This window comes from Bradyrhizobium sp. USDA 3240 (assembly GCF_054063295.1).
Genome location: NZ_JBSSGD010000003.1, coordinates 35096 through 52850 on the forward strand (window position 1 = coordinate 35096; position 17755 = coordinate 52850).

At 63.3% G+C, this 17755-nt stretch carries 17 protein-coding genes and 2 pseudogenes; 7 read left to right on the forward strand and 12 right to left on the reverse strand.

Annotation, left to right across the window (positions count from 1 at the left end; genetic code table 11):
- Positions 1–39: 39 nt before the first annotated feature.
- Positions 40–345 (forward strand): HU family DNA-binding protein, encoded by a 306-nt coding sequence (locus tag ACVIGA_RS42730; protein ID WP_456671041.1) that lies wholly within the window; start codon positions 40–42, stop codon positions 343–345.
- 18 nt (positions 346–363) lie between these two features.
- Here ACVIGA_RS42730 and ACVIGA_RS42735 read toward each other — a convergent pair whose 3' ends face one another.
- From ACVIGA_RS42735 to ACVIGA_RS42745, 3 genes are all read right to left on the reverse strand, one after another.
- Positions 364–507 (reverse strand): hypothetical protein, encoded by a 144-nt coding sequence (locus ACVIGA_RS42735; protein ID WP_456671042.1) that lies wholly within the window; start codon positions 505–507, stop codon positions 364–366.
- A gap of 62 nt (positions 508–569) precedes the next feature.
- Complete coding sequence (locus tag ACVIGA_RS42740) at positions 570–881, reverse strand: DUF736 domain-containing protein (RefSeq protein WP_456671043.1); 312 nt, start codon at positions 879–881, stop codon at positions 570–572.
- A 720-nt stretch (positions 882–1601) separates the two neighbouring features.
- Positions 1602–1784 (reverse strand): hypothetical protein, encoded by a 183-nt coding sequence (locus tag ACVIGA_RS42745; protein WP_148777359.1) that lies wholly within the window; start codon positions 1782–1784, stop codon positions 1602–1604.
- A 146-nt stretch (positions 1785–1930) separates the two neighbouring features.
- Between ACVIGA_RS42745 and ACVIGA_RS42750 the strand changes: the two genes are divergently transcribed.
- Positions 1931–2131: a hypothetical protein gene (locus tag ACVIGA_RS42750; protein WP_456671044.1), complete on the forward strand. Its 201-nt coding sequence runs from the start codon at positions 1931–1933 to the stop codon at positions 2129–2131.
- A 172-nt stretch (positions 2132–2303) separates the two neighbouring features.
- Here the strand turns inward: ACVIGA_RS42750 and ACVIGA_RS42755 are convergent, their stop codons facing one another.
- The 9 genes and pseudogenes from ACVIGA_RS42755 to ACVIGA_RS42795 form a co-directional block, all read right to left on the reverse strand.
- Positions 2304–2462: a hypothetical protein gene (locus ACVIGA_RS42755; protein ID WP_456671045.1), complete on the reverse strand. Its 159-nt coding sequence runs from the start codon at positions 2460–2462 to the stop codon at positions 2304–2306.
- A 199-nt stretch (positions 2463–2661) separates the two neighbouring features.
- The gene (gene istB, locus ACVIGA_RS42760; RefSeq protein ID WP_456671046.1) at positions 2662–3504 is read right to left on the reverse strand and encodes an IS21-like element helper ATPase IstB; all 843 of its coding nucleotides are present in this window, start codon (positions 3502–3504) and stop codon (positions 2662–2664) included.
- Positions 3501–5033, reverse strand: a complete 1533-nt coding sequence (gene istA / locus ACVIGA_RS42765; protein ID WP_456671047.1) for an IS21 family transposase — start codon at positions 5031–5033, stop codon at positions 3501–3503. Before istA ends, istB begins: the two co-directional genes overlap by 4 nt.
- 171 nt (positions 5034–5204) lie before the next feature.
- Complete coding sequence (locus ACVIGA_RS42770) at positions 5205–5414, reverse strand: hypothetical protein (RefSeq protein ID WP_456671048.1); 210 nt, start codon at positions 5412–5414, stop codon at positions 5205–5207.
- A gap of 105 nt (positions 5415–5519) precedes the next feature.
- On the reverse strand, positions 5520–6752 hold the full coding sequence (gene repC, locus ACVIGA_RS42775) for a plasmid replication protein RepC (RefSeq protein WP_456671049.1): 1233 nt from the start codon (positions 6750–6752) through the stop codon (positions 5520–5522).
- A gap of 197 nt (positions 6753–6949) precedes the next feature.
- On the reverse strand, positions 6950–7969 hold the full coding sequence (repB, locus tag ACVIGA_RS42780; protein ID WP_456671050.1) for a plasmid partitioning protein RepB: 1020 nt from the start codon (positions 7967–7969) through the stop codon (positions 6950–6952).
- Positions 7966–9180: a plasmid partitioning protein RepA gene (repA, locus tag ACVIGA_RS42785; RefSeq protein WP_456671051.1), complete on the reverse strand. Its 1215-nt coding sequence runs from the start codon at positions 9178–9180 to the stop codon at positions 7966–7968. The genes repB and repA overlap by 4 nt, the downstream gene beginning before the upstream one ends.
- 1418 nt (positions 9181–10598) lie before the next feature.
- Positions 10599–10817, reverse strand: a pseudogene (locus tag ACVIGA_RS42790) (integrase); the annotation flags it as partial.
- Between the two features lie 23 nt (positions 10818–10840).
- Positions 10841–11939: pseudogene (locus tag ACVIGA_RS42795) on the reverse strand (hypothetical protein).
- A 233-nt stretch (positions 11940–12172) separates the two neighbouring features.
- On the opposite strand from ACVIGA_RS42795, the gene ACVIGA_RS42800 reads away from it, so the two are divergent.
- From ACVIGA_RS42800 to ACVIGA_RS42820, 5 genes are all read left to right on the forward strand, one after another.
- Positions 12173–12418 carry a type II toxin-antitoxin system VapB family antitoxin gene (locus tag ACVIGA_RS42800; protein WP_011931108.1) on the forward strand — a complete coding sequence of 82 codons (246 nt, stop codon included), beginning with the start codon at positions 12173–12175 and terminating at the stop codon, positions 12416–12418.
- Entirely contained in the window at positions 12418–12813 is a 396-nt protein-coding gene (locus ACVIGA_RS42805; RefSeq protein WP_456671052.1) for a type II toxin-antitoxin system VapC family toxin, read from the forward strand. Before ACVIGA_RS42800 ends, ACVIGA_RS42805 begins: the two co-directional genes overlap by 1 nt.
- Before the next feature lie 240 nt (positions 12814–13053).
- The gene (locus ACVIGA_RS42810; RefSeq protein WP_456671053.1) at positions 13054–14235 is read left to right on the forward strand and encodes an RHE_PE00001 family protein; all 1182 of its coding nucleotides are present in this window, start codon (positions 13054–13056) and stop codon (positions 14233–14235) included.
- Positions 14236–14433: 198 nt separating this feature from the next.
- Positions 14434–15405 carry an AAA family ATPase gene (locus tag ACVIGA_RS42815; protein WP_224497188.1) on the forward strand — a complete coding sequence of 324 codons (972 nt, stop codon included), beginning with the start codon at positions 14434–14436 and terminating at the stop codon, positions 15403–15405.
- A 7-nt stretch (positions 15406–15412) separates the two neighbouring features.
- Complete coding sequence (locus ACVIGA_RS42820) at positions 15413–17752, forward strand: S8 family peptidase (protein WP_338825468.1); 2340 nt, start codon at positions 15413–15415, stop codon at positions 17750–17752.
- The last annotated feature ends 3 nt before the right edge of the window (positions 17753–17755 follow it).

Genomic DNA, 17755 nt, shown 5'->3' on the forward strand with positions numbered 1-17755 from the left:
TGTCAGACGAGCAAAATCCAGGCAAGACGGAGCTTGTCCATGACGACTGCCAATCAGATCGCCGAAAAGATCGCCGCCGAGAACGACCTGACAAAGGCTCAGGCTAAAACTATCGTCGATAGCGTCTTCAAGGCGATCGCTGATGCGGCCGTAAGCGGAGCCGAGACCAGCCTTCCCGGGTTCGGCAAGTTCAAGGTCAAGGATAGCCCCGCCCGTGAAGGCCGCAATCCGGCGACCGGCGCAACGATTGCGATCGCAGCTTCCAGGAAGCTGACTTTTACGCCTACCAAAGCGATCAGGGACTGTCTCAACAGAGGAGCCGACCATAACGGCGGTGGATCGTAAGATGCAAGACGAGGGGGCTCATGCCCCCTCCTCGGCTGCGAACGCTTCGTTGCGTTGGCGAATGAGTTCGGCCAGTTCAATTTCGAGCGCCTTGCGCTCCGCCGGCGTGAACAGGCATTCGCGCAGTTCGGCGCGCAATTCTTCAATGGTGTCGACGGTCATGATCGCATCTCCGGTAGAAGGGAAGCGGGCCCCGCCTTGCGCGGAGCCCACTTTCTGGAGCTTCAGTCCCGGTTTGGCCGGGACCAGATCAGTTGGAGGCCTTCCGCACCTTCGACCTCGGTCAGGGTGGCGTAGATCGGAGCGGGAAAGCTCGGATCGTCCAGCTTGACGGAGAGGTAGTCGCGCTCGGTGTCCTTTGCAGTCTTCTGCCAGGCGGCGCCCAACTCGACGTTGCCAGAGTAGATGCGGAAGTGCGGGCCCTTCTCGGAAGGGTTGTCGACGCGGATCAGCTTGGCCTTGACGTTGAGATTGAGCGTCTTGATCGCGCCGGAGAAGCCATTGTCCGTGGAGGTGAAGGTGCCGATGGTAGCCATTGTCTCATTCCCTTGGTTTTCTCGGGCCGCGCCTATCGCGACCTCGATGGCGGTCGTGAGACCGGAGGCGATCGACCTGCACCCAAAGGGCCGAAATGAAATGGAGGGCGGCCGGCAGCGACTTTCTTGGACCGCGAGGAATGGTGCGCAGCGCCAGGGGAAGAAAGTCGAGGACGGGCGTTGCAGGGACAAGATCGAGAGCCCGCGAAGCGGGATCGGCCTTCGGTCAGACCAGCCTCTATCGAGGACGCAGATGGGTGCGCCCATCGCGAAAACACATGGAATGTAGACAGGCGGCCCTGGTCGGTTTGGCCATTCGCATCTCAAGGCAACGGGCGTCGCAGCGAAACGTAGTTCACCTTAAGCAGGCCACCTAAGCGCAGCGTCATCAGCCGCAATGGAAACCGTCGCTGTCAGCAACGTCGACGCACCTGTCGAACTTCGCCATCGCAAGATCGATAACGAGGCTGTCGACGTACTCACCATCCGGATGCAAACCCGCCCTCCGCATCGATGCGACCGACCGCCCTGCGAGGCGTGAAACAGATGCTAGCGCCGCTGGACATGTCGGCCTCCGAGTCCGGGACGATTCCGCCGGCACGCGCGATGGAACGAAGCTGGCGTTCGGGTTGCAACGCCACAGCGTTGGCGAGGGTTGTGAGCACAATCGGCCTCTGCAGCAATCCGGCTGCCCGGGCGCGATTTCAACTCGAATGTTATTTATTTGGCCGGCGGTCGCAGCGGGCTTTCCGCCCACTTCCGGGCGGCGGGATCGCGCAGCGGATCGTCCTCGCAGACCAGGCAGACGTAGCGCGGCCGGCCGGGCGCGACGTCGTCGGGCACGGCCGTCATCGGCTTACCGCACTTCGGGCACAGCTTCCGGCTGAGGTAGAGCGGAGTCATGGTTTTGCCTGCCGGGACCAGCCTAGTTCCGCGTGCGCCGCGAGCACAAGTAGATCGACGAAAATTGTCCGCATGCACCAGACCGCTTGACGTGGAGCGCGTCTCACACTGAAATCCGATTTTCAGTGATGTTGCGGGGTGGCGTATTGGAAGAATTTTACAGGGGCTTCGCACAGCGGGCGCGCGATCTGGCGGAGAACGCGGACCCGTTCACCAAGCGGCGGCTACTCGACCTAGCCCAGCGATACGATCTCAAGAGCAGACCGGGAGCCCCGGGCGGTCGGACTTCCCCGCCGCCGCGCGCGACGCCGACGACGGCGCTATTTTCCGGCTCCGGCGAAGCTTAAGACTAATCGGAGCGCGGCTCGGTCATCGGTTTTCAATATTTTCATTGACCACGACGAGTGTTCGCCGGACCGTCCTCACCGGTCCGGGTGTCGGCTGCCCGCGGTCGCGGTGCTCGCGTTAATACAAACTAGCCCTACAGCACTGAACCGCGCTGACTCGCGGCGCGAGGAGTCATCGCCTGCGCCGCGCGATCTCGTCAGCGACCAGGCCCTCCGCCCGCACTAGCCGCTCATGCAGGGTCTCGAACATATCGAGGATGTCATCGTTGGGTTCATTCTTGCCCTGCTCGATCGCTTTGGCGACGAGCTCATCGAGGGGCGTCTCCTTCAATTGGCCTTTCTCCAGAAGCTCTTCAAACAGACTATCGCTGCTCGGCTGCGGTTGAATGCGACCGTCGGAGTTACACCAGTATAGCGCGACAATCAGGATGAGAGTGGCGCGTCAATCAAGATGAGACAAGGCAGCCGAGTGGGCGGATCATTGACGCTGGCCGCGGGTTTGGCAAGCCTTGATTGACGCTGCGCGACAATCACGCAGGATTGCCAGCGTCAATCGTTGCCTTGTCGAGTTCGTTGGGGGTCGTATGAACGGGCGGCCGGCCTGGACCGCGCTTGCGATCGAGGGCAACTTTTCGACGGTAACTTTCGACGTTCATCTCGAGGATCGTGGCGTGGTGGACCAAACGATCGATGGCAGCCAACGTCATTGCCTGGTCCGGGAAGATACGCCCCCATTCGCCAAATGGCTGATTGGCCGTGATCAGCAGCGAGCGTCGTTCGTAGCGGGCGGCGATCAACTCGAACAGCACACTGGTTTCCGCCTGATCCTTGCTCACATATGTGATGTCGTCGAGGATCAGGAGGTCATAGCGATCGAGTTTGGCGATCGCGGACTCCAGCGCCAGCTCGCGCCGCGCGACCTGCAGCCGTTGCACCAGATCAGTGGTGCGCGCGAAGAGAACGCGCCAACCGTTCTCGACGAGAGCCAGGCCGATCGCCGTGCCGAGATGGGTCTTGCCGCCGCCCGGTGGACCGAACAAGAGCAAATTGGCGCCGGCCTTCAACCAGGCGTCGCCAGCGGCGAGCGCCATCGCCTGTGCCTTTGATAGCATCGGCACGCTTTCGAAGTCGAAGGTGGCGAGCGTCTTGCCGGCGGGCAAACGCGCTTCCACCATGTGTCGCTCGATCCGACGGCGGGTGCGATCGGCCGCCTCGTGCTCGGCAAGGGCGGCGAGGAAGCGGGCGGCAGGCCACCCTTCCTTGTCCGACTGTGCGGCGAGCTTCGGCCAGATCGCCTTGACGCCCGGCAGGCGGAGCTCATTGAGAAGCAGCTCGACACGGGCAGCATCGACGGAGGTAGCGATACCGGTCATGCTGCCTCTCCCAGGTTCGAGCGGCCCGACATGACGCTGACGGAGGCGAGTTCATCGTAGACGTCGAGCGGCGCCAGCTTGACGGCGACACGCGGGATCGAGGCCGCCTCGGGTCGGAAGCGGTCGCGCAGCGCGGCAAGATCGGGTAACTGTCCGGCGTCCAGATCCATCGCGATCACCTCGGCGAGTTCTGCTTCGCAGGCGCGCTCGTGAGCCAGCGCCAGAAGCTCGACCGTCACCTTGCAGGCGCGCCGGTCATCACCATGCTCCCGCAAGGTCTCGAACAGACGTTTGTAAGCTGCACGCGGGAAGAGTTGGTCGCGATAAACGAGATTGAGGAGCGCCATCGGCTTGCGCCGCAGGGCATGGATGACGTGCCGGTAATCCACAACATGACCGCCCTGGCTCTCGGACACAGGCCGACCGCGCCGCAGCGTCACGACCGGCGTGACGCCAAGGAAGCATTCGAGCCGGTCGTCGAAGATGCGCACACGCAGGCGATGGCCGATCAATCTTGAAGGCACGGTGTAGAATACGCGCCGCAGGATGAAGCCGCCTGACGACGTCACCGGGATCACTTTCTCCTCGAAGTCGGTCGTGCGGCCTTTTGGCAGCGGCGCCAAGGCCTCCTTCTCGAGCGCGATCGGCTTGGCGAGGTTGGCGTTGCGCCGGCCGACAATCTCGTCGACAAAAGCCCGGTACGCATCGAGACTGGCGAACTCGCGCGTCCCCCGCAGCAACAGCGCATCTTCCAGTGCCCGCTTGAGATGGCCGTGCGCGCTCTCGATCGAGCCGTTCTCATGTGCGATGCCCGCATTGTTGCGCGTTGGCGCCATGCCATAGTGGCCCATCAGCCCGGCGTAGCGCTGCGTCAGATCCCCCCGTGCGTCGGCGGCCAGATTGCGGAATGCTGCCGACAGGCTGTCGCTGCGATGCTCCCGCGGCACGCCGCCAAGCGCCCACAGCGCGTTCTGCAAGCCCTCCGCCAGGGCGACGAAGCTTTCGCCGCCGAGCACGACATGGACATGCTCGAAGCCGGAGAACGCCAACCGGAAGTGATAGAGCCGGTGATCGAGCGGCTCACCCGCGATGGTAATACCGAGCGCGCTCACGTCGGTGAAGTCGGACAGACCCAGGCGGCCGGGCTCGTGCTGCTGGCGGAAGATCACGTCCTGTTCGGGGCCGTTGAGCGCCCGCCAGGCGTTGATGCGCCGCTCCAGCGTGCGGCGGATGTTCGGGTTCAAGTCATGATGCCGTCGGCGCAGCTCGTCCAGCACGCCGATCACGCGGATGCCGGGCGCAGCCTTCAGGATCGGAACGATCTCGGCGTCCCAATACTGCCCGAGCGGATCGGACCGGCGCCGGCCCCTCGGCGTCTTCTTCTGCGATGGCGGGCGACAATCGCCCTCGATTCGATCCGCGCTTGCCTTCGAGAACCCCGCCTTGGCCGCGGCGGCCTCGGGGGACAGTGTCAGTCGGTACGTCATGTACAGCCTCATCTGGTGGTCGGTGATGTGGAGGCCAGGCAAGGCATCGATTCCCTCTTGTCGAGACGAACCAACAGCTTGCACCAGCCGCACCCGGCCGCCAGACGGGTCCAAAAACGCGCGACGCCGATGGGGACGGTCCTCCGGTCGGGCTGCGCCCTCCCTTCGGTCCGTCCCCATCGGCGCAGTCTCACCTTGATTGTCGCTGGAGTCTCACCCTGATCGCCGCCGCGCACACCAGACCGTGAACGACTGATGTCCCAGAACGGCGCGCTCGACCGCCTCCGCATTCAACGGAATCAGCGTCCCCCAGGCCTCGCCCGCCTCGTCCGCGAACCCCGCCACGTACATCCCTTGCTCCGCGGCGCCTTCATCACGAGGCTGGAAGAACGGCGTGAGGATAATTGGAGGGTGTTTTGCCATGACGATCTCTCCGAACGGCTTTGCGTCGACACAGCGCAGCAGCCGGGCAGTGCGGGTAGTTCGATCACACGAAAAAGGCAAGGTCTGGGAAGGCGCCTCATCGCCTCACGCCCGCTGCTTGTCTCGCCGACGAGAATTGATCTGCGCCATCAGGATCGGGCCAAGCGAAAATTCGCCGACCTCGGCTTTTCGCGTCAGACCGCGCAGATAACCGCCGGCAGAATTGATCGCCGTCCCGCGCTGCAGGATACACGCGACGACGATGGCTGCGGGCACCTCGCCCATAACCCTTTGTGCCTCTTCCCAGGCGCTCGGGCTGATGCCCAGCATCGATCGCACAACGGCCGCTGTGGCGAGGAAATCGCGCCAGTTCGAGACCCCGCCCTTCGCATAATCGACGATGTCGGGGCACGCACTCAGGACCATTCCTAACGGATACGCCCCCTCCCCGACTCGCGACGGTTGAGGTTTGGGCTCAGCTCCCGCCGCCCTTCCTTCTCGAAGGACAGGTTCAAGATCAATAGGGGCCTCTGGTTTTGAATTCTGTATGTGGCGCTCAGAATGGGACTCATTGGCGCTCGGATTCTTGGATTTGATGTGCGCTTCCAAAAGATTGAGCACGTCGTCTGCGAGTTGAGACAGCTCATCGGCGATCGGCTCGAGCTGCTGGCGCGTGGCAGTGCGCGGAATCTGATCGACGATCGCACGGAAGGCGGCGTGCACGACCTGCCAATCGGCAGGCCCCTGCCCTCCCCTTCGCGTCGGGACGGCTTCCTCGATGCCCGTTGCAATCATCTTCGCGATGTCGCGCCGGCACAGCGTGATCCGCTCGCGCACGAACTTGAGGGCGCGGGCCTCGGCTTCGATATCGGCCGCCAGGCGCTCAAACTCCTCCGATCGCACGACGAGCGGCGACAGATCGAAACCGAAGGCGAGCTCGATTTCGCCGGCGTTGTCCTTTCGCGCATACCGCTTGCCATTCGGACTGTCGCGCCGAACGATCAGCCCCGCGTCGACCAGCACAGCAAGATGACGGCGAAGCGTCGATGCCGGCATGCCGTGCGCCCGCCGGGTGAGTTGATGGTTTGACGGAAAAACAATCAGATCATCCTCCCCGGTGAGCGCGGTCTCGGGATGGAAGGTCAGCAGCGCGTTCAATACCGAGAGCGAGCGCTCCGACACGCCAAGGCGCGGCCGTGCCGTGCAGATGGCGTGGAAGATCTTCCACTTGTGCACGATCTTTTCGGGAGGACGTTCCGTTGCGACCATCTGGCTTGCGACATGGGCAAGCGTCAACGATCGCCGCCCAAAGGGCGTCGTTGGGGAGTGTGACTGCATGTCTTTGCCTCAGCTGGGCAAAGAAAACCTGCTCGCCGAAACGACGATAAAATCGCGTAGAAACTCTTGACTGCGATTCGCGAAAGTGATTCTCTGTCAGTCGCCAAACTTGAAGAGAAGGCTTCCGGAACTCCGTTTCGGGGGCCTTTTTTCTTTTCCCTTGTCTGCTCCTGGTTCGTGTTTTCGGGACGAGGCCGTCAGGCCTCGGTAGTTTCCTGGCCGCCGCTCGTCTTGGAAAAGGCGTCGAAGATGGCCGGGAGTTGCTCCACAAGAAATGCCGCGAATGTCGCCGAGACATTCTTGTCGATGGTAAGCTTCAATTCGCGCTCGACCTGACGCACGTGCGCAATCTTGTCCCCGGATGCGGAAAAGACTGGCTTCTCTTCCGCTGCCTTCGATGTCCCCGTGGGAGATGGACGGCTTGCTGCTGAGAATGCTGCGAGAAATCGAGCGTCGGTTTCTCGCTCTGCAAATTTCGGTTCAGCGATCGCCGCTCTGACACGTTTGAGCGCCGCGGCATCCTTGAGTAATTCAGCGAATGACTGCCAGCGGCCGCGACCAACTTTCGGAGCCTTCCCGATTGCTTGAACGACTTCGGGTGGAACCGATCGAGCGACGGCAAGGAGTTTCGAAGCCTCAGCCCGATCGATTGACAACGCATCCTGCACGATTGACCGGCTATGCCCGGCATCTTCGATATGCATCGCGAAGCTGGCGCGCTCAATGAAACTCAAATCCTCGCGCGGTGCGTTCTCGAGTCCTTGCGCCACGACAAGGGCTTCATCTGACAGCGATCGCAGGATCGCTTTGACGGGAATACCCAATTCGCGCGTGGCGCGGACTCGGCGATGGCCATACGCGCTTTGATAGCGCCCTTTTGCTTCAGGATGTTCCCGAACGAGAATGGGCACCTCTTGGCCACGCTGTGCGATCGACTGTTTGAGTGCTTCGAACGAGCTATCATCGTTGTCGCGAAACCGGTCGGACAGGGGTGACGGATCAATAAGCGAAGGGTCGATTTCAAGGATCACAGCCCCAGATGCGATTCTTTCGCGAAGCTCCTCGTTCTCCTTCTCGACTTCGGAAAAAGAATCCTTCAACGAGCGGACCGAGCCCGACGAGACCCGCGGCAAGGCAGTGGGCACGTTGTCAGCTGACAACGTGCTTGATTGCGGGGCCGTGAAAAGGCTCTTGATAGTGTCAGTACGTTTGCTCATCGATCCCACACCTTCTTAAGAAGTTGCGCGATTTCGGCATTGACCGCGTCGACTGATTCCAACGCGCGGTCGTAGGCACCCCGCCCTACCGCGCCGCGCTCCAGCTCATAAAGTGATTGCTTGGTGAGGCCAGCATTGGCGATTGCAGTCGATTTCCAAACAGTGGCCTGGAGCACATCCGATCCAAAGAGATTACGAAGGAGGGCCACGATTTGAGCTTCGGGCACGTCGTTGGGATCGTGACGCGTGATGACGTACCGGATGAAATCGTGGTCGAGTCGCCCGCCGGCTTCCTCGATGACGGACATGAGATCCGACGTCATGAGGAGAAATTGGCTCATGGATGCGACATCGACCATCTGCGGATGGATGGTCACGAGCATCGCGGTGGCCGCGTTTAGCGCGCCCATGGTCAGGTAACCAAGTTGGGGTGGGCAGTCGATAACGACAACGTCGTAGTCGTCGGCAACCTGGTCGATGGCGCTGGCGACGCGGCGAAAGAACAGGTCGTGTCCGCGTTCACGCCGCTCGATCATTGCGCGAGGGGTGTGGTGCTCGAACTCCATCAGCTCGAGATTGCCCGGAACAAGACCTATCCCGTCAAAGTAGGTCGGCCTGACGATGTCGCGCATCGGCCGGCGGTGCTCGTCATACCGGATGGCACCGTAGAGAGTTTCATTCGCCCCAATATCAAACTCGGGCTGGTACCCGAACATCGCGGAGAGCGACGCTTGCGGATCGAGGTCAATCGCAAGGACCCGGAAGCCGGCAAGGGCAAGGTACTGGGAAAGATACAATGCCGTCGTCGTCTTGGCGGACCCGCCCTTGAAGTTTGCGACGGTGATAATTTGGAGCTTGTCGCCCGGCTGGCGGCGCGGGAGAAATTCCAACGCTTCTCGGGGCCGCGCCGTGGCTAGATACGCGCGCAACTCATGAATCTGAGCCAGGGTATACGATCGGCGTCCCGCAAGTCCGGTCGCTGGGGTCGGTCCGAGTCCGTCGAGCGAGAGCTGTCGAAGGTAGCCGTCGGAGACGCGGGCAATTCGCGCAACCTCCCCTGAGGTGAACGAGCGGAGAGACTTGCTGGCTGAAGGCGGGAAAAGCGTTGTAGCGAGCGAGCGAAGCTGGCCGGAAAGAATGCCGGCATGGCGGGTGATCCGCGCCGACGCAGTCTCGCTCATGGTAACCGATTGTTCCGCTAGGCTCGGCATTTGCTTTCTCAAAACGGTTTCTGCGCGTCAGACGCCTGATTGCCGTCTTGAGAGATGGCCACGATTCTGTGATTTGAGCAAGAATTAAAGGGTTAACGAGTTGTTAACGCCTAAAGGCGCGCTGACGACAAGCAACGGCGCTTTTCGGTGCATCGTGCGGCTGTTGTCAGCTGACAACAAAGCCTCCAGCGACCGGGCGGAACTCTACTTTAGCATGAGTCGGCGCCCCCCGCTCCCGCCGCTGCATCGAAAAGTGCAGCCATGGTGCATCGTCTCAATCAAAGAGACCCTCCCGCGCAGCTCCGCAAAGTGCTCCGAACCGTCCCCCTCCCCCACTCTTGCCAGCGCGGGCCGCCGCGACATTATTCACCGCGGATGATGTGATGGCACGCTGCATCCAGCCCCCGTCAGCCCGCTTCAGCCCCTCGTCAGCGACACGGGCCTTTAGCGCCCACGTTGGACGGGCGAAGAGTCGGCAACGTCGGCTGACTATTCCCGAGCCGTCGCAGATGAATCGAGGGCGTCCCCGCCTACGCTGTACCGTCGCCGGGCAAACACGCTGTCGACGCTTCGGTCCGGATCTGCTGGACATGCCCCGCCCGGCGCGCGGCGAGCGGTTATTCGAGGCAGTCTTCCTTGGTATTAAAATACCATCATCGCCGAAGTCTCCCAAATTCACGACGCTGACTAAACGCCTCTTGCAACGGGGACTTTATGCGGCGGCGCCGCGTTCCCGTGTGCCGCCAACGGCGGGTCCTGGGGTGCAATCCCGTTCGCGACCGCGACCGGATAGGCGACCTGGACTCGGTTCGCCACCTCGGCCGGGCACGACCAAGCAGCAGAGAACTGGCCTCGCCCGGCTCAATTGTAATGGCAGTGACTTGGCCCGGCTTCGGACAGTCGGCCGAGGCGACGTCCATCGCCAAGCTTGAGATGCGCTTGGTTCGGCGCATTCGCACGCAGGGGCGCGGCATCGCTGGAGTTAGGGATGGGGCCATCACATGCGACATTGGGAAGACCCGGTCGAGGGTTGAATCGACCTCGCGGCGGACTGTCCTAATCGAGTTCAACAGGACGAGGCGCCCAGTGCCGAAGGCCAGCCGCTCCTTTGGATAGCAAGCAGCAAAGCAGCCGCACCGAGCCTCGGCCCGACGGGAAATCCGCCGAGATCCGAGCTGCGAGCCACTCCAACATAGCGACATCGGACGGGCGGAACTCTTGCCAGATAACAGCGCCCCGGGAAGAGGTTGTTGTCAGCTGACAACAGGGGGCTTGCCTGGGATGGATGTTGTCAGCTGACAACATTCTCCCTGTTGCGCTGGCTCCCAATGCCATTCAGCACAGGCTCGCGGGAAGCACCAAAGAGGAGGGGTGGCATTCATAAAATGCTAACCTCAAAAATTCGGCCTCGGACGAGTTTCGCGCCAAGCTTCGAGATAGGCGAGGTCCGAGGCCAGCGCCCGCAGACTATTCTCGCCCATGCCCTCGCGCGCGAGGTGCTTCAGCGTTTCGACGTCGTCGTCGGTCAGGAGCTCGGCGAGCCGGTCGCGCCGTTCCATCGGCAGGATCGCCGAGAGCGTATCGAGCTGCAGCGCCCGCCGGGTTTCGGGGTCGGAGATCAGTGGGCGGGAGGTGATGTCGTCCCATCGGCGTTGCTCGGTCAGAAGCCGTAAGTTCGATCCGCCCAGCGCAGCAGCACGCGGGCGTCGGGGTCGGGCAGGCGCACGCGCTGCGCCTTCAGGCCTTGCGCAATCGCCAGGCCGACGTCGGGATCAACCCAGTGGCCGTGGGTCATCAGGAAGAACCAGCCGAAGGGCAGGCCGATCTCGCGGTCCACGGCCTCGATCCGGTCCATCAGAATATGAATGGACGCATCCTTTGGCGGCGCGAGGCGCTCGGCCAGCGGCTGCAGCGGCCGGGGGACAAAGCCGACTTCGCGCTCTCCCTTGTGCGTATAATCGCGGACATCGAGCGCCCAATGTTCGAAGACGCGATGCGGCCTGGCGCTCGAGTCCTCCCAGTCCCGAAAGAACCGTAACTCCCGCGGCACGTAGTCGAACCAATCCGGGACCGCCTCGAGAAACGGGGTTTCGCGCGTCCCCCAAGGTCCGACTTCGCGAATGACACGCCCCTCCATCTCGGGCCGCTTGGCTTCGCGTTTCTCGCGTTCGATGCGGCCGCAACGATCGAGAAAACTGCGAACGTGGATCACCGCGCCGCCGGCTCGGCCGAGGAGGCGATAGACCGGACCGGCCAGGCGATCCGACTGAGGCGGCTGATCGGTGCGGGGCCAGCTCGGATCGAGCAGTTCCTCTTGGCCAAACGGGCGGTAGTTCGGATTGACGATCGGGCCGGCTCGCCATTCGATTTCTCGCCCGAGCGCGACCTGAACATAGTCGGCTGCACCTGGCCCGGTCGGCGCGAAGACAAACGCGCTGGTGCCGCGCCACTCGGTGATCTGCAGGTCCGTCTCTTTCCAGGAGGCACCAAAGCGCATCGATGGCGCCGCCGTCCTTGGCGAGCTCCGCCGCCATCCAAGGCCGCAGTTCGCCAATCCGCGTGCCATCCGGTCGAATTACCGAACGGGTGTCGCGCCAGTAGTCATCGTCGATCCGCGCGACGCTGAACTGAAAGCCTGGGAACGCGTGGGCGAGGGCTGGGACGAGGTCGTCGTCAGCCGAGGTCGGGCCGAGGTCTGCGAGGACGGCCTCGATGGAACCAGCGTCAGGGAGACGGAGAGGGAGGCGTTCATCGACTATTAACCATAAAAGCCACCTCACACGCCGCGACGGCCGCGCGCTTTGGCGGGATTGCCGGCATTTCCGTGTCGCGCGATCGGTAGGTTGCGCCCCGTCGCCCTGAGCGGGGGTCGAATCGGCGGGGCCCAGGACCTTGTTGGCCCTGCTGGCCCTGCCAATGGCGCAACCGGCCCTTCCTTCTGTGTATCCGAGGTGATATATACGGATACACGGTACGATCTAGAGGAATGCGCATGGCTTTCCACATCAAGAACCCGGAGACCGATGCACTGGCCCGCAAGGTGGCGGCGCTGAAAAAAATCGGCCTCACCGAAGCCGTGCACGCCGCACTCGCCCATGAGCTCGAGCGCGAGCAGGGCAAGCCGTCTTTGGTCGACCTCGGCGTCCAGTTCTGCCGGGATCTGCGCGCCAAGGGCAATCCGGCGCAGGGCCAGCCCGCCGACAAGGCGTTCCGCGACAGCCTGTATGAGGACACCTGATGTTCATCGACGCCTCGGCGCTGACTGCGTTGTTGACCGACGAGGACGAGGCGCGTGAGCTTTTGGCCCGCCTGCAGCAGACCGGAACGCGTCTGACCTCGCCGCTGGCGGTGTGGGAGGCGGCGGTCGCGGTGGCACGCGTGTTGAAACTTTCGGTCAACGCCGCCGCGGAGGCGGTCGAAGACTATCTCGCGCTGATGGAGATCGCCGTGGTCGCGGTGCCGCCGGAGACGGCACGGATCGCGCTCGACGCCTTCGACCGGTTCGGCAAGGGCCGGCATCCGGCGAGCCTCAATTTCGGGGACTGCTTTGCCTATGCCTGTGCCCGGCATCTGGGCCAGCCCCTGATGTTCAAGGGCGGCGACTTTCCGCAGACCGACATCGAGGCCGCCTGAGGCGGCCGCCAGGCCATCCCTGCAACCGGAAGGGCAGGGGACTTTGTCTTCCGGAAGGGCAAAGCGCCTCAGCATGGCAGGCTCACAGGCCGATCTGGTGCCCAGACGATGCGATGTCCGGGGCTTCCAGAGCTCAGAATCACTGATTTGCGCTATGCCGTCCAACACTATCGATAAGGGCTGGTTATCGATAGTGAGGACTGGTCGGGAACAGGCCCCGCTATGACGGAAGTCAAAGCTATGTTAGCTTCCGTTTCGCCGCTTCCTGTTAAGGTTATCAAGACCTTGCTGTCGAGCTACCAAATCCCCGATCCGCTGCCCTGGGTCCAGCTCGCCGGGCCGCTCGCCGCCGCCGAGGATGCGCTCGCCCGCCTCGACGAGCGGCTGGCCAAAAGCCCAATCCGCGACGGCGCGATCAGCCGGACGCACTTCGCCGACGCATGCGCCAGTCTGTGGCTCGACGGCGAACTTGTCCACCTCGACGACCTCGTCCTCCACGATGCCGGCATGGACGTCCGTGCCCCGACTCACGAGCTGACCCGGGCTCATGCCGTGCTGCGCGCCCGTCGGCGCATCGCCGAGGCGAAGCCCGATTGGGCGCTGTCCATTGCCGGGCTCGCTGGCCTCCGCGGCCGGAGCGAGCGAGAGGAGGGGACGGGCAACCGGACGGACGTTGGGGGAAGTCTTGGAGTCGACGAGGACGCGGAGCGGGAGGAGATGGGTTTCGAAGGGCCGCTTGATGCCATCAACACCGATCCCCATCTCGCCGCCGCCCTCGCCGCGGTCGATGCCGCGAACGCCAGGGCGGAGCGCAGGCTCGCCGACGAGGCTTGGTCGCGGCCGGAGCGGGATTCCCTCGTCTACGATCCCGACTGGGACGAAGACGGCCGCCTCGACGACTGGCGCACCGTCGTCGACGAGACCCGCACCCTGCCGCCGACCCTGGCGGCGGCGATCGCCGCGGATGCCTGGGACGCGATCGAACCGCTCGAGCACACGCCTTGGCTCGGCCGCCTGCTCGCAGCTGGCGTGTTGCGCGCGCGCGGCAAGACACGCTGGCATCTACCGTGCCTGCATGCCGGGCTGAAAAGCATCTCGCGTGAGCGCCGGCGGCCGCGCGACGCCGCAGCACGGCTCGCGGTGCAGCTCGAGGCGATGACGGCCGCGGCCGAGGCCGGCCGCAAGGACCACGACCGCTGGCTGATGACCAGAAACCTGCTCACCCGCAAACTCGCCGGCCGTCGCACCACTTCAAAACTGCCGGCGCTCCTCGATTACGTGCTGACCCGGCCGATCGTCTCGGCCGGCATGATCGCCGAAGAGCTCGGGATCACGCCCCGTGCGGCCCAAAACCTCGTCGCGGAGCTCGGCCTCCGCGAGGCGACCGGCCGGGGACGCTACCGGGCGTGGGGGATTCTCTGAAAAGGCGCGCGCTGGTTGGATCGGGTTTGTCCGAAGTCAGTATATGTCTTTCGGACATCCAATTTGCCATCTGTGGCCACCCGTCGGCCATTTGCGTTGTTTAAATCGGGCAGTAACCCCATCGTGAAACGGTTCGATTGAGGTTATGATTCGTCCCACAGGGGAAAGTAAAGCAGAGCCATGGCCCGCGGGGAGTTGATGAAGAAATTGCTGGCCAGCTACGGTCGGGACGATGAGTTCCGCGCCGTGGCAGAGCAAATCATCGACGAGGAGGAAAAGAAGAATAATCGCGTTCTGGCGCGCAGCCTGCGCAAGACGCTCGAGGCTGGCCCGAGCCGGCCGAGCGGTCCCAAGGCGCTCGCGCCCCTCATTCCGTTTCCCGAGGCGGCGGCGGATTTTATCGAGCGGGTTGAGCCACGCCACAGCCGGAACGACATCGTCCTGGGCGCGACGAACGTGCGCGTACTGCTTGGCCTCGTCAAAGAGTTTCGCCGCGCCGATGAAATCCGGCGCCACGGCCTCAAGGTGCGCTCGAAACTGCTGTTCTGCGGGCCGCCGGGCTGCGGCAAGACGCTGTGCGCGGAGATTTTCGCCGCGGAGCTTGGACTACCGCTCTTCCTCGTCAAGCTTGACCGGCTGATCTCGTCCTACTTGGGCGAGACGGCCGGCAATGTCCGCAAGATCTTCGAGTTCGCCCGCAAGCAACCTTGCGTTCTGTTTTTTGACGAATTCGACGCGCTGGCGCGCTCGCGCGATGACAGCAGCGAGCACAATGAGCTACGCCGCGTCGTCAACAGCTTGTTGTTGTTCATCGACCATATCCAGCCGAAGGGCTTCTTGATCGCCGCGACGAACCTGGACCGATCGCTCGATCCCGCAGTCTGGCGGCGGTTCGACGAGGTCGTCTGGTTCGACAAACCTGGCCGGTCGATGATCGGGCGATTCTTGCGGTTGAGGTTCAAGAATGTCGCCCTCGCCTTCGATCCGATGCAGCATGCCGCGGCGCTGGAAGGCTATTCCTACGCCGAGATCGAGCGGGTCTGCACGCAGGCGGTCAAGTCGATGATCATCGACCGCCGCAAGCAGGTGCAGGAACGCGATTTCAATCGCGCCTTGGAAGATGAGGCGCGGCGCCGAGCAGGACAGTCTCGCCTCGCGCCGACGAGCTAGGCGCATCGTGGCACGCTACGATCATCTTGAGCTTGTCCGGCTGCCCGAACAGTTCGAGCGCCGCAAGCTCGGCGGCGGCGGGCCTCCGCCGGCACGCGATCGCGACCAGCACAGCACGAAACTGCGCGATGAACTTAATGCGGCGACGCAGGCGCAGAGAGGCCGGCGCAAGCCTGAATTCGTCGATCCCTCTCTGATCCTGCGCGTGCAAATGACGGGCGCCCTCCTTGAGGAGGACTGGGAGCGTTTGGGGCTTACGGTCTTGTCGAGCGATGCAGACCGCACGCTCGTGCTGTTCGCTTCGAACGAAGACATGCAGGACTTCCGCGCCCGCCTCGATGCCTACCAGCGCGGCGCGCCGCCCGGCCAGAAGCATGCGCCGTACAACAATTTCGTGGCAGGAATCGAGAGCATTGGGTCAGTCGAACCCCGGGACCGGATTGGTTCGCGCTTTCAGGAGGAAGGGTTTGCGGACCTCAACGACTTTGTGCCCCAAACATCCTACCTGGTCGATATCGAGCTTTGGGACCTTGGCGAGCGCCGTCTGCGGGAACGCAAGATCGAGGAGGTCATCCGTTACGTCGAGGCCCGGGCCGGTGAGGTCTTGGATCGCTACATCGGTCCCTCGATCAGCATGTTTCGCGCGCGCCTGACGGGCGAACTCATTCGCACCCTACTTACAATCGAGGAGGTGGCGACGATCGATCTGCCACCTGCGCCGGATGTGACGACGGCGGAAGCGCTCGACCTGACGCTGGCCGATGCTCCCGCGCTGAACGCGCTTGCCGAGGACGCGCCGCTCATCGGCATCATCGACAGCGGCGTCAACGATCACCCGTTCTTGGCGGATATTGTCGCCGGCGCGATCGGCGTTCCCGCCGATCTCGGCACGGCGGACGTTTGGGGTCACGGCACCCGGGTCGCCGGCGTCGCCGCGTTTGGTGACCTGCGCGCACAGCTTGCCGTCGGCGCATTGCAACGCGGCGCCCGTATCTGTGCGGCGAAGGTCGTGAACGACCGGGGTGACTTTGACGATCGCCGCCTCGTGCCCTCCCAGATGCGCGAGGCGATCACGACGCTGAACCTGCGCTTCGGCTGTCGGATCTTCGTCGTTGCCCTGGCCGACCGCCGACGCGTTTTCGACGGCGGCAAGGTGGGGACGTGGGCGGCCACGCTCGATGAACTGGCGCGTGAGCTCGATGTCGTCATCATCGTCTCCTCCGGAAACCGCAGCCCGCGAGGCGGCAATCGCCTGGAACAGGCGGTGACCGAATATCCGCGCTATCTTCTGGAGGACGCCAATCGATTCTTCGAGCCCGCGGGCGCATTGAATGTGATCACCGTCGGCGCGCTCGCGCATGGCGAGGGCCTCGATCCGGATCGGGCCGAGGATGTGGGCGTGCGCCCGATCACGCTCCTGCACGAGCCGGCGCCGTTTTCCCGGATCGGACCGGGGCCTGGCGGGGCCACGAAGCCTGACGTGGTCGAGATTGGCGGCACGCTGATCTTCGACCCCATCGTCGCGCGTCTGCGGGGCGGGGAGGATGTCGGCAGCGCTGGCGTCCTGACGCTGTATCACAGCTATCTTGATCGCCTGTTCACGGCGGGTTCGGGCACATCCTATGCCGCCCCACGAGTTGCGTTCAGCGCCGCTCAGATCCTGACGCGCTTCCCGCATGCCTCAGCCAATCTGGTGCGCGCGCTCATCGTGGGTTCCGCGGAAATCCCGCAGCCAGCCCAGGAGCGGCTTCAGCTGCTTGGTGTGGACGCGACGCGCGCGATCTGCGGGCACGGCCTCGTCGATCTGGAACGCGCGGCCTTCTCCGACGACGCGCGCGTCACGCTCTACGCAGAAGACGAGCTCGCCCTCGACCATTTTGCCGTCTATCGCATTCCAATTCCCGAAGCGTTTCAAGCGGGAAATGGGGAACGCTGCATTCGCGTGACGCTGGCGTTTGATCCACCGGTGCGACACACGCGAACCGATTATGCAGGTGTCGGCATGAGCTTCCGGCTGATTCGGGGCTGCCAACCTGATCTGATCTTCGAGCACTACCGAAAGCGCGAGCAGGACGATGGTCCATTTCCGGAGCTCGCCGGGAGATACAATTGCAATCTCGTTCCCGGTCCCCAGGCGAGGGAGAAGGGGACCGTCCAATCCGCCACCGTCACGTTCAAACGTGGCATCGAGGACTATGGGGATAGCTACTATCTTGTCGTGCGCTGCGAAAGCGGCTGGGCCACCCATGTCGATCGGCAGCAATTCGCCGTCGTCATCGAACTCTTGCAGAAGGCCGAAGTGCAGCTCTACGAAAGAGTGCGGCAGCGGCTGCGTCTTCAGGCGTGACGC

Excerpts from the sequence above, each read along its gene's own strand:
- ACVIGA_RS42730 (WP_456671041.1), top strand. The coding sequence starts at position 40 with ATGACGACTGCCAATCAGATCGCCGAAAAGATCGCCGCCGAGAACGAC.
- ACVIGA_RS42735 (WP_456671042.1), bottom strand. The coding sequence starts at position 507 with ATGACCGTCGACACCATTGAAGAATTGCGCGCCGAACTGCGCGAATGC.
- ACVIGA_RS42740 (WP_456671043.1), bottom strand. The coding sequence starts at position 881 with ATGGCTACCATCGGCACCTTCACCTCCACGGACAATGGCTTCTCCGGC.
- ACVIGA_RS42745 (WP_148777359.1), bottom strand. The coding sequence starts at position 1,784 with ATGACTCCGCTCTACCTCAGCCGGAAGCTGTGCCCGAAGTGCGGTAAG.
- istB (WP_456671046.1), bottom strand. The coding sequence starts at position 3,504 with ATGACCGGTATCGCTACCTCCGTCGATGCTGCCCGTGTCGAGCTGCTT.
- ACVIGA_RS42770 (WP_456671048.1), bottom strand. The coding sequence starts at position 5,414 with ATGGCAAAACACCCTCCAATTATCCTCACGCCGTTCTTCCAGCCTCGT.
- repC (WP_456671049.1), bottom strand. The coding sequence starts at position 6,752 with ATGCAGTCACACTCCCCAACGACGCCCTTTGGGCGGCGATCGTTGACG.
- repB (WP_456671050.1), bottom strand. The coding sequence starts at position 7,969 with ATGAGCAAACGTACTGACACTATCAAGAGCCTTTTCACGGCCCCGCAA.
- repA (WP_456671051.1), bottom strand. The coding sequence starts at position 9,180 with ATGCCGAGCCTAGCGGAACAATCGGTTACCATGAGCGAGACTGCGTCG.
- ACVIGA_RS42800 (WP_011931108.1), top strand. The coding sequence starts at position 12,173 with ATGGCTTTCCACATCAAGAACCCGGAGACCGATGCACTGGCCCGCAAG.
- ACVIGA_RS42805 (WP_456671052.1), top strand. The coding sequence starts at position 12,418 with ATGTTCATCGACGCCTCGGCGCTGACTGCGTTGTTGACCGACGAGGAC.
- ACVIGA_RS42810 (WP_456671053.1), top strand. The coding sequence starts at position 13,054 with ATGTTAGCTTCCGTTTCGCCGCTTCCTGTTAAGGTTATCAAGACCTTG.
- ACVIGA_RS42815 (WP_224497188.1), top strand. The coding sequence starts at position 14,434 with ATGAAGAAATTGCTGGCCAGCTACGGTCGGGACGATGAGTTCCGCGCC.